The sequence below is a fragment of the Petrotoga olearia DSM 13574 genome (genome assembly GCF_002895525.1).
GTDB lineage: Bacteria > Thermotogota > Thermotogae > Petrotogales > Petrotogaceae > Petrotoga > Petrotoga olearia.
The window spans coordinates 55,447-66,626 of the sequence record NZ_AZRL01000006.1; the positions used below are offsets into that span (position 1 = coordinate 55,447).

Annotated in this window: 13 protein-coding genes and 1 tRNA gene; 12 read left to right on the forward strand and 2 right to left on the reverse strand. The window is 34.4% G+C overall.

Translation table 11 applies throughout. The features are described from left to right. Positions 1-47 precede the first annotated feature (47 nt). Entirely contained in the window at positions 48-1,355 is a 1,308-nt protein-coding gene (locus X929_RS03460; protein WP_103066648.1) for a nucleotide sugar dehydrogenase, read from the forward strand. Positions 1,356-1,381: 26 nt separating this feature from the next. Continuing rightward, a complete protein-coding gene (locus X929_RS03465; protein WP_103066649.1) occupies positions 1,382-2,464 on the forward strand; it encodes a Gfo/Idh/MocA family protein in 1,083 nt (360 codons plus the stop codon). 35 nt (positions 2,465-2,499) lie between these two features. On the opposite strand, the gene X929_RS03470 is transcribed toward X929_RS03465, so the two are convergent. Beyond that, positions 2,500-3,567: a mandelate racemase/muconate lactonizing enzyme family protein gene (locus X929_RS03470; protein WP_103066665.1), complete on the reverse strand. Its 1,068-nt coding sequence runs from the start codon at positions 3,565-3,567 to the stop codon at positions 2,500-2,502. Positions 3,568-3,787: 220 nt separating this feature from the next. Further along, a tRNA-Pro gene (locus tag X929_RS03475) sits at positions 3,788-3,863 on the reverse strand. Positions 3,864-4,161: 298 nt separating this feature from the next. Between X929_RS03475 and X929_RS03480 the strand changes: the two genes are divergently transcribed. From X929_RS03480 to dnaB, 10 genes are all read left to right on the forward strand, one after another. Then, entirely contained in the window at positions 4,162-4,620 is a 459-nt protein-coding gene (locus X929_RS03480) for a ferrous iron transport protein A (RefSeq protein ID WP_103066650.1), read from the forward strand. Between the two features lie 3 nt (positions 4,621-4,623). Further along, positions 4,624-4,857 carry a hypothetical protein gene (locus X929_RS03485; protein ID WP_103066651.1) on the forward strand — a complete coding sequence of 78 codons (234 nt, stop codon included), beginning with the start codon at positions 4,624-4,626 and terminating at the stop codon, positions 4,855-4,857. 36 nt (positions 4,858-4,893) lie between these two features. Then, the gene (feoB, locus tag X929_RS03490) at positions 4,894-6,903 is read left to right on the forward strand and encodes a ferrous iron transport protein B (protein ID WP_103066652.1); all 2,010 of its coding nucleotides are present in this window, start codon (positions 4,894-4,896) and stop codon (positions 6,901-6,903) included. Then, positions 6,900-7,271: a hypothetical protein gene (locus X929_RS03495; protein WP_103066653.1), complete on the forward strand. Its 372-nt coding sequence runs from the start codon at positions 6,900-6,902 to the stop codon at positions 7,269-7,271. Before feoB ends, X929_RS03495 begins: the two co-directional genes overlap by 4 nt. Before the next feature lie 6 nt (positions 7,272-7,277). Beyond that, positions 7,278-7,718 (forward strand): GatB/YqeY domain-containing protein, encoded by a 441-nt coding sequence (locus X929_RS03500; RefSeq protein ID WP_103066654.1) that lies wholly within the window; start codon positions 7,278-7,280, stop codon positions 7,716-7,718. 60 nt (positions 7,719-7,778) lie between these two features. Beyond that, complete coding sequence (locus tag X929_RS03505) at positions 7,779-8,135, forward strand: RnfABCDGE type electron transport complex subunit B (protein WP_103066655.1); 357 nt, start codon at positions 7,779-7,781, stop codon at positions 8,133-8,135. A gap of 14 nt (positions 8,136-8,149) precedes the next feature. Continuing rightward, positions 8,150-8,389 carry a hypothetical protein gene (locus X929_RS03510; protein ID WP_103066656.1) on the forward strand — a complete coding sequence of 80 codons (240 nt, stop codon included), beginning with the start codon at positions 8,150-8,152 and terminating at the stop codon, positions 8,387-8,389. Between the two features lie 61 nt (positions 8,390-8,450). Next, complete coding sequence (locus X929_RS03515; RefSeq protein WP_103066657.1) at positions 8,451-9,515, forward strand: alanine/ornithine racemase family PLP-dependent enzyme; 1,065 nt, start codon at positions 8,451-8,453, stop codon at positions 9,513-9,515. Further along, the gene (locus X929_RS03520; RefSeq protein ID WP_103066658.1) at positions 9,515-9,724 is read left to right on the forward strand and encodes a hypothetical protein; all 210 of its coding nucleotides are present in this window, start codon (positions 9,515-9,517) and stop codon (positions 9,722-9,724) included. The genes X929_RS03515 and X929_RS03520 overlap by 1 nt, the downstream gene beginning before the upstream one ends. Before the next feature lie 15 nt (positions 9,725-9,739). Then, the gene (gene dnaB / locus X929_RS03525; protein ID WP_103066659.1) at positions 9,740-11,110 is read left to right on the forward strand and encodes a replicative DNA helicase; all 1,371 of its coding nucleotides are present in this window, start codon (positions 9,740-9,742) and stop codon (positions 11,108-11,110) included. Positions 11,111-11,180 lie beyond the last annotated feature (70 nt).

Consider the following 11,180-nt stretch of genomic DNA (forward strand, 5'->3'; position numbering starts at 1 on the left):
TAGAGTTTCTAAAAATAGTGTTATTCTAGAAAGAGGAGGACTAAAAAATGGCATTATTGGATAAAATAAAAGATAAAACTGCAAAGATAGGGGTAATAGGTTTGGGTTATGTTGGTTTACCACTTGCGGTAGAAAAGGCGAAGGCAGGGTACCAAGTTTTAGGATTCGATATTCAAAAAGAAAAAGTAGATAAGGTCAACAAAGGAATAAATTATATTGGGGATGTTGTAAATGCAGAATTAGAAAAGCTGGTTGAAGACGGCCTTTTAAACGCTACAACTGATTATGACAGAATAAAGGAATGCGATTGTGTTATGATATGTGTTCCAACTCCCTTGAATAAATACAAACAACCTGATTTAAGTTTTGTTGTTGATTCGACCAAAGAAGTAGCAAAAAGACTCCATCCAGAAATGTTGATCGTTTTAGAAAGCACTACCTATCCAGGAACTACGGAAGAAGTACTTCTACCGTTATTACAAGAATATGGTTTTAAGGTTGGAAAAGATTTTTATTTAGCTTTTAGCCCAGAAAGGGTAGATCCAGGAAATTTGATTTATAAAACCAAAAATACACCAAAAGTAGTCGGCGGAGTTACCGAAAAATGCACTTTACATGCAAAAACACTCTATGAAAACGTATTAAACGCTGGTGTTTTCACTGTTTCATCCCCCAAGGAAGCAGAGATGTCAAAAATTTTAGAAAATACCTTTAGAATAGTCAATATTGGTCTCATAAATGAAATGGCTATCTTAGCAAAGAAAATGGGTATAAATATCTGGCAAGTAATAGACGCTGCTGCTACAAAGCCTTTTGGATTCATGCCTTTTTACCCTGGACCAGGAGTGGGCGGTCACTGCATTCCAATAGATCCTTTTTATTTAACGTATAAAGCTAGAGAGTTTGACTATCACACGAGGATAATAGAATTGGCAGGGGAAATAAACGATTATATGCCTGAGTATGTAATTGAAAGACTAATGGACATTTTAAACGAAAATAAAAAGTGTTTGAACGGTTCCAAAATATTGATGTTAGGAGTAAGTTATAAAAACGACATCGACGATTTAAGAGAGTCTCCTGCTTTGAAAGTTTTGGAGCTTTTGGAAAAGAAGGGAGCACAAGTAAAGATTCATGACCCCTATATTAAAAATTTTTCTCATAAAGGAATTGAATATAAAACCGTAGCTTTAACAAAAGAATTGTTAGATGAATCAGATGCTGTCTTAATTACTACGGGGCACAAAAAGGTGGATTACAATTTCGTTTTGGAAAATGCCAATATAGTTTTTGATACAAAAAATATCACAAAAGGCCTTAGAGAGAAGTATCCAGAAAAAGTTTCTTTATTATAAAAAGCTGAAATGTAGGTGATGTTCTTATGCTTAAATTGGCTGTAATAGGTTGTGGAAGAATTGCTCAAAAAAAACACACAGAAGCGATCATCAAAAATTCTGATATCATTGAAAATGTGGCTGTTTGCGATTTAAAAGAAGAAAGAGCAGAACACTTTGCCAACAAGGTAGAAAATTCTGGGTTAAAGAAACCAGAGATATACACGGACTACAGAAAATTGTTGAAAAGATCGGATATAGACGCCGTGGCAATCGCCACCGAAAGTGGAAATCATTATGAAATCACCATGGAAGCCTTGCAAAATAACAAACATGTGTTAGTGGAAAAGCCCATGGCCTTATCGACCAAACATATGAATGAGATGATAAAGTTTGCAAAAAGGAAAAATTTAAAGTTAGGGGTTTGCTTTCAAAATCGGTTCAATCCACCTATACAAGAATTAAGAAAAAAAATTACAACAAATTCCTTTGGAAGAATTCTTCACGGTCAAGCTTCCATTAGGTGGAATAGAAACGAAGAATATTATAAACAAGCAAAATGGAGAGGCACTTGGGAATACGACGGTGGGACATTGATGAACCAATGTACTCACAATATAGACTTGTTATTGTGGAATATGGGCTCTGAAATAAACGAAATATATGGTGCTATTCAGAACTTCACCCATCCTTATATAGAGGCCGAGGATTTTGGAGGGGCAATAATAAAATTTAAAAACGGTTCCGTAGGAATTATCGAAGGGTCAGCAAATATATATCCAAAAAACTTGGAAGAAACTCTATCGATATTTGGAGAAAAAGGGACAGTAGTGATTGGTGGTTTGGCGGTGAATAAGATAAAATATTGGAGATTTGAAGGAGAAGATGGACACCCATTTCAAAATCTCCCAGATCCTGATACCGTTTATGGAAGTGGGCATATTCCGTTGTACAAAGATTTTTACCAATCTATAGAAGAAGATCGAGAACCTTTTATTAACGGTGAAGAAGGAAAAAAGGCTGTCGAAGCTGTTTTGGGAATTTACAAGTCTGCCCTTTTGGACAGACCTGTGAGATTCCCAACCGATTTTTCAACTATAGAATTGAAGAGGGATATACATTCAGTCTAGATCTTGTTATAATCAAGATCTACCCCCTTCTTCTTTCACATATTGATTTCTATTCCTAAACCAGGTTTATTCGAAAGAATTATTGTATCCCCTTCTACTTCGAATCCTCCTTTTATCCCTTCGAATTCTTCATAATACATGAAGGAATCTAAATCAGCATCTGTTATATTTCTCTTAGCCGCAACTAAGCTTGCCCCCGCAGTAAGGGCCACCTTCGTTTCCACCATACATCCAACCATACAATTAATTCCAGCAGATTCTGCAATTGCGTTAATCTTTTCTGCTTCGTAAAGCCCGCCACTTTTCATCAGTTTTATGTTGATCATATCAGCACTATCTTTTTTTATCGCATGCATTGCGTCGTGAGCGTTATGAACTGATTCATCTAAAATTATCTTCATATCAGCCTTTTTTCTCAAAAGTGCGGACCCATCAAAATCCCAATCGGCTAACGGTTGCTCAACCGCTTCAATGTTGTAATTTTCCAACGTCTTGATTGCGGTTAACGTATCGTGTATATTCCATCCTTGATTGGCATCTATTTTCATTCTTATGTTATCTCCTGCATTTTTTCTTATGAGCCTGATAGCTTCGACGTCGTTTTTAAGATTAATACCGGTTTTGATTTTTAATATGTTAAACCCTCTATCGACACTTTCTTTTGCCTCATTTGCCATTTCTTGTGGTGCACCAATCCCTATCGTGATATCTGTCTGTACTTTGTTTTCAAATCCACCAAGTATCTTATAAACAGGTGCTTGCATCACTTTTCCTTTTATATCGTAGAGAGCGATATCAACCGCCGCTTTTGCTGCTGTATTTCCTGCGATTGCTTTGTTCAATATATAATGTATTCTTTCTATTGCGAGTGGATCCTGCCCTATCAATATTTCTTTGAATGTTTTAAGAACTGTTGCTACACTGTCGATGGTTTCTCCAGTTACCGAACGAGAAGGAGTAGCTTCTCCAAAACCGTAGTATCCTTCATTAGTAGTTATCTTTACAATTATCGATTCACAATACTCTGTTGCTCCTCGTGAAATAACAAAAGGTTTTTTGAGTTTAATTTTAATTTTTTCAAATTTTAAATCTGTTATTTTCATTTCTCCACCCTCCATAAGATTTTTAAACACTTCCTTTAGCTCCCCTTATCTTATTTTTGAAAATCGTTTTATTACTAAAGTGCCTATTCTTTAAAATGTTTAAAAGAACAAATCTATTGTACTATATTTTTTTCAATAATATGATTTTTGAATCAAAAATAAAAAAGCTCAAAAATCCGAAATAGATCTTTGAGCTGTTAAGGAAAGGAAAGTTCGATAATGGTCGGGACGACTGGACTTGAACCAGCGACCTTTGGTTCCCGAAACCAACGCGCTACCAACTGCGCTACGCCCCGAACTTTAATTATTCCATAATTGATTTTATCATATTTTTTAATCGAAGTGAATACTATCAATTTCAAAGACCTGATTACTATGTAACCATTACCCTATTTCGATGACAATTAATTATGATCTAACACAAGAAGTTTATTTTCTTCAACTTGTTTGCTAATATTGATAAACTCGCTACAAACTGCATATAATTTAACTGTTGCTTTCAAAAAGTTCATTTGATTGTTAATTTTAGGCACATCTAACTATTTTAAAAAGTGCTATAATTGAATTGAGATTTTCAAAAGAGGTGATTATAATTTGCTAATTCCTTCACACAACCTGTTTATTGGGCAAAAGGGAAAGATAATTCAATTGAACTTTGAAGACGAAAGTACTAAAAATCGTCTTGTCGCGATGGGAATAACGCCTGGTAAATTTATAGAATTAGTCCATGTTTCTCCTTTTGGGGATCCTTTAGTATTCAAAATCGGAGAAAAAAAGGTTGTTTTAAGAAAGAGCGAAGCTTCTAAGATCTTTGCCGATGTTCCCTACAAAATATTCAACCTTTTGGAATGTGAAATTGGAAGATATGAAATATTTGATATTAAAGGTGGAAGAAATCTTGTAGAAGAGATGAAAAGTATGGGTTTGTATGAAGGAGTCAATATTAATATAATTCATAAACTTGGGAACAAGATAATTATAGAGGTTGAAGGAAACAAACAAGAATTGGGAAGAGGAAGAGCTACCAAGATATTTTGTAAAAAGGTGGAATGAAAAATGGATATATCGGTAGTTGAAGAATATTTGAAAAAGAATAAAGAAGTCGATATTTTGGAATTAAAAGAGAAATTTCACTTAAATCAAAGTGAAATAAACATTTTGATTCCTTTCTTAAGGTCCATGAATGTTGGAATGGAAAAAATAGACAAAATAGAACCCGTATGTAAAAGTTGCCCATTGACAGATAAATGTGGAAAAGGCCTATTAAACAACTGTTATTATACTAAATAACTTTACAAAACAAATTTAATAATGGGAGGAGCTTGAATGAGTAAGGAGACCCTCAAAGATAACGTTGAAACAGTTAACAAGGAAGCAGAGATTTCAATCATTGGAAATCCTAATGTTGGTAAGACTTCTCTATTCAACCTTTTGACGGGCACTAAACAATATGTTGCTAATTGGCCAGGGGTTACAGTAGAGAAGAAAGTTGGAAATTTTAAGTATAAAGGAAAAACCTTTAAATTAGTCGATCTTCCAGGTGTTTACACTCTTTCAGCTAAAAGTGAAGACGAGAGAGTTGCTAAGGATTATTTAATAAGTAATAGTTCGGAGATAGTAATTGTTGTAGCAGATGCCTTGAACTTGGAAAGTTCGATGTTTTTATTGTTTCAACTTATAGAAATTGGCGTGAAGACTATTTTGGTTATAAACGCTGTAGATGAAGCTCGGGAAAAAGGGAGAATCATCGATCCATCCCCAATTTCCAAAACTTTAAACATCCCTGTCATATTGACTTCTGCCAAGACAGGCGAAGGTAAGGAAGAACTTTTAGAAGAAGCATACAATCTTTCTAAAGAAAAAAATCTTACAGAAAAGAAAATAATGTATCTGGAAGAAATAGAGAATTTTATCGAGTTTTTTCAAGACAAAGTTTCAAAGTATCCTAAGATAAGTTCAAAATATCAAAATTATATAGATAGTAGTTGGTTACCAATCTACTTTTTAGAGTTTGGAAATGAAGATTTGGAGCTTTCCAAAGATTTTTTGGCTGAATTAAAAGAAAATTTTGATATAGAAGAACTTAAAAACAAATATTTAAATTGGAAGTTTAATTTCATTTCTTATCTGGTTAGTTCTTCTATAATAAAAGAGGGTATAGACTGGTCTTTGAGAGATATTTTAGACCACGTTTTTACTCATAAGGTTTTGGGAATATTGATATATGTCTTTGCTTTGTTTGCAGTGTTTTCTCTCACATTTAGCCTCGCTCAACCATTATCGGATTTGCTGGATTCGGCTTTTACTTTTTTGGGCAATTCTATCAGCGGATTTGTAACTGTTCCTTGGTTGGAATCCCTAATAGTTGATGGTGTTATAGCTGGCGTTGGTGGTGTTTTGGTTTTTATTCCACAGATTTTTATCTTATTTTTCTTCTTAGGATTTTTGGAAGAATCAGGATATTTGCCAAGAGCAGCCTTTTTAGTTGACAGAATTGCGAGAAATTTTGGATTAAGTGGTAGATCTTTTATGTCTATTATTTTAGGTTTCGGTTGCAATGTTCCAGCCATTATCTCTACTAAATCAATTGCTAATAAAAAAGAAAGATTAGCTTTAATTATTAGCCTTCCCTTTGCGTCGTGTAGTGCAAGGTTACCGGTTTACATACTTTTAATAAGCGCGTTCTTTTCAACGCAGGCAGCGACTATAATGTTGCTAGTCTATTTATCGAGTATATCTTTAGTCTTACTATCCTCAAAATTTTTACAAAGATTCATTACCCAATCAGAAGATATCCCATTTATCATAGAACTACCAAGGTTTAGGATGCCTACTTTCAAAAATTTATCAATTTATACATGGAACAGAGGAAAGCACTTTTTGCAAAAAGCCGGAGGCATAATTTTAATAGCCACCATAGTAATTTGGTTTTTGTCCTTCTTCCCTAATTTTGGAACAGATATAAACAGTAGTTTTGCCGCTTCTATTGGGAGAGTGTTCGAACCTTTAACTAATCACTTGGGGTGGGATTGGAGAATAAACACCGGCTTGATTTTTGGTGTCGCTGCCAAAGAAATAGTCGTGTCTTCCTATGCCACAATTTTTAATGTTGGAGAAGGCTCTTTAACCTATGCCTTACAAAATGCATTAACCCCGGCATCTGCTTTAGCGCTAATATTCTTCGTTTTGGCTTATATTCCTTGTTTTGCAACTTTAGCTACGATTAAGGCAGAGACAAATGGCTGGAAATGGGTTATCTTTAGTTTTATTTACACCACCGTTGTTGCTTATATTATAGCTAATGTGGTGTTTTTTGTAGGAGGTATTTTCCTATGAAGCATAAAAACTTCACACTTTCTTTGATAGCAATATTATCAATCATTTTTATGTTGCTAAATATACAAAAAAGCTTTTTCTATGTCTTTTCTTTTTTTGTTATATTCTTAGTTTCGATCTACGGTTTTTCTAATGACAATAGAATATGGTATCATAAATCGGCCCATATAGTAGTTTCTTCTTTCATAGGCCTATTCCTATTCGCCTATGAAATCTTGGATATTTTGTCCAATATGTTAGTAGGTGATTTTTCAGAAATAAATTTAAATATTTATGTTATAATCTTTGGTGTATTAAGTATATTGATATTCTTTTTAGAATTGAGACATCTTAGAAGAAAGAGAAATGAAGCCTTGAATAAGGAGTGATTATAAATGTTAAAAGATGTATTAAATAAAGATTTGAAAAAATATATGAAAGAGAAAAATACCCTTGCTTTAAATGCGGTTAGATCGATAATATCCGAGATTAAAAATAAAGAGGTTGAAAAAGCAGCTGAGTTAACAGAGGAAGAAATAGTCCAATTGATAAGAAAACAGATAAAAATGAGAGAAGATTCCATTGAACAGTTTGAAAGAGCAGATAGAAACGATCTCGCTGAAAAAGAAAAAAAAGAACTTGAGATCTTACAAGAATATCTCCCTGAACAGCTTTCTGATGAGGAATTGAGAAAAATAATAGAAGAAACAATAAATGAAGCTAATGCAACGTCAAAAAAAGATTTTGGCAAAGTTATGAAATTAGTAATTCAAAAGGTTCAAGGAAGGGCCGATGGAAAGAAAATAAGCGAAATACTGTCCACACTTTTAAATTAAATTACAAATAATATGTGATATAATAATATTAGAAAGAAACTTTGTGGAGGTGTTTTTGCAGTGCTCACAATATTTTATTCGGCGTTATTATTAGGGATTTTAGGATTTGCTTCCGGCACTTTTTTGGCATTTGCAGCAAAAAAATTTGAAGTAAAAGAAGATCCAACAGAAGCCATTATTAAAGCAGTATTGCCAAACAATGATTGTGGATCTTGTGGTTATCCCGGATGTGCAGCCTTCGCCAAGGCATTTATCAAAGGTGAGGTCGGAAAAGACGGTTGTGTCCCTGGCAAATCTCAAGGAACCCCAGAACTTTTGGAGAAAATATCTAAGATGTCTGTTGATGAATTGAACAAAATATATGAGGAAAGTCAGGAAGATGATTCTAAAATATTAAAACTACTAAAGCAGAGTTAAAAGGGGGAATCAACTTGATCGATCCTATATCCTCTCAACAATACAAACCACTTTATTTAAGCAGTTTTGATTACGGAAATAACCAACTTCATAACGCAAATAGTCAAAACATTAATCAGAGTCCCACAATGTCCAAGGAAGAGATGGAAAAACTTTTATCTTTTATGATGTACAAACAAACCGGAATATCGATGAAATTAGTTAGAACCGTTGGTGAGTTGTATCAGGGTCAAAATTTAGATGTTTTAACCTAAGTAAAATTTTCTTAATTGCGGGCCAAGATTGCCCGCAATTTTCAATAAAGGAGGATTTTCCTTGTATCCAAAGGTTTACGCTTACTTAGAAAGGATTCAAGAAAATGCAAAATTTTTAAAATCTTTGTGCACTGATTCAGGCGTTGAAATAATAGGTGTCACAAAAGTAGTTTGTGGAGAACCTACAATAGTCCATGCACTTAAAGAATGTGGAATTGAAATTTTGGGTGATTCACGGATTCAAAACATAAAGAAAATGAGGGAATCTGATATAAAAGGGCCTTTTATGTTACTTAGAATACCTATGATTTCTGAACTCGATGATGTAGCAAAATATGTTGATTATACTTTAATCAGTGACTTAGAGATCAGTAAGAAGTTGGGGAACGTTTCTTCTAAATTCAATAAGAGATCTAAAGTCATCTATATGGTTGACGTCGGAGATCTAAGGGAAGGAGTTTGGTTTGAAAAAGCTGTTTCTGAGATTTCAAAAGCCATTACTATAGAAGGAATAGAGGTTGTTGGAATAGGTACAAACTTAGGATGTTTTGGTGGAGTAATCCCTGACGAAACTAATATGCAAAGGCTCGTGAAAATAAAAGAAGAAATCCAAAGAGAAACTGGGAAAACTCTAGAAATAATTTCCGGTGGAAATACTGCTGCCTTACCTTTAATTGAAAAAAGAAGTTTACCAAAGGGCATAAACCAATATAGATTAGGGGAATCGATCATCTGTGGAACGGACGCAACTAACAACCGCAACGTTCCTGGAACAAGGCAGGATACGATAATCTTGGAAGCAGAAATTGTGGAATTGAAAGAAAAACCTTCTGTTCCATATGGCAACATTGGTTATGACGCATTTGGACGTAAACCAGAATTTGAAGACAAAGGTAATAGAATAAAAGGCATTTTAGCCGTAGGAGAACAAGATGTTGACCCTACAAGCATGTATCCTTTGGATGAAAACATCGAAATACTCCATGCGAGTAGCGATCATACAATCGTAGACTTAACTGAGTCTAAAGTGAGTTATAAAGTAGGAGATAAGATAAGATTTAGACTAGGTTACTCCTCCGTTTTGAGGGCCTTCACCAGTCCGTATGTTGAAAAGGTGATACTTTAATGTTTGCTTTTGTAAACACTCTTTTTGTAATAGCAATGATCCTTTTTATAATTTCAACGATATTCTTATGGAGATCTGCTAAAATGATAAGAAACGGTAGCAAAAGAACTGACGAAGACGTAAAAAAAATGGACAAAAGGGGTCTGTTAGGCCTTTTAATAAGTGTTGGAATTTTTGCTCTATCTTATTTTTTGAGCTTATTAGTTTGATCGAGGTGTATACAAATGGAAATTACTTCTTTTACCCCCCCTAATAGTAAAGAAGCCGAGGAGTCGGTCATAGGTAGCATCTTTTTAGATCCTTCTATACTTCCTGATGTGATCGAAGAGGTAAGATGGGAAGACTTTTACTACGAAAATAATAAAATAATATTTAAAGTTATGGAAGAACTTTTCGACAAAGGGGAACCTGTTGATACCGTATCTGTTATCGAAAAATTAAGAGAGTCCAATCTTTTGCAGAAAATCGGTGGAGAAGATACAATAATATATTTGGCTCAGGTTGTCCCAACAACGGCTAATGTGATGTATTATACCCAAATCGTAAAAGAAAAAGCCCTTTTAAGAGCTTTAATTAACGCATCTTCAGAGATAGTCGATGCCGTAAGAAATATTGGAGATGCTCAAGAAGTTTTAGAGTATGCTGAAAAAAGAATATTTTCCATAGCTGAAGCCCGTGCTACAAGAACGTATGATCTTTTATCTAACGTAATGCATGATGTTTTTGAGCAGATAGAAGAGTTAAAAAACAGGGCTCAAAAAGGCGAGGGAGATCTTGTTACGGGGGTTTCTACTGGATTCAAATCTTTAGATAGGATGACTTCAGGATTTCATAGGTCTGAGTTAATTATCATCGCAGCTAGACCATCCATGGGTAAAACGTCTTTTGCTGCAAATATTGCAACTAACATGGCTTTACAGTCAAATATTGCCGTAGCAATCTTTAGTTTGGAAATGTCAAAAGAACAGTTAGCTAACAGAATTTTATGTTCTGAGGCAAAGGTAGATCTACACAAGGTTAGAACTGGGCAAATTTCTGATGAAGAATGGGAAAAATTAGTGCAAAAAGCAGGAGAATTATCAAAGTCAAGACTTATCTTTGACGACGAACCAGATTTAACTCCTAGAATGCTGAGGGCTAAAGCAAGGAGAATGAAAAGAGAATATGGTATCGAAGTAATTTTTATCGATTATTTACAATTGATGTCTTCTAGATCTAAAAGTTATGAAAGCAGGCAACAAGAGATAACAGAGATATCAAGATCCTTGAAACTGCTCGCTAGAGAGTTAAACATCACCGTTGTTGCTTTATCCCAACTTTCCCGTGCTGTTGAGCAAAGAGAAGATAAAAGGCCTCGATTAAGTGATCTCAGAGAATCTGGAGCAATTGAACAGGATGCGGATCTCGTTATGTTTTTGTATAGAGATTCATATTACAAAAGAAAAAAAGATGAACCCGGAAAAGATTCTTTAAATGATGAACATGAAGCGGAACTGATTTTAGGTAAACAAAGAAACGGACCGGTTGGAACCATAAAATTAACTTTCAATCCTAAACTTGCCACTTTTTACGCCGCTGATAGAGGATATCAGTAAGTTTAAAAATAGTATTTTGATTTGAAAGGGTTGAAGGGGCGCTGAAGCAAGTTTTAGCTTTTTTAAAAAG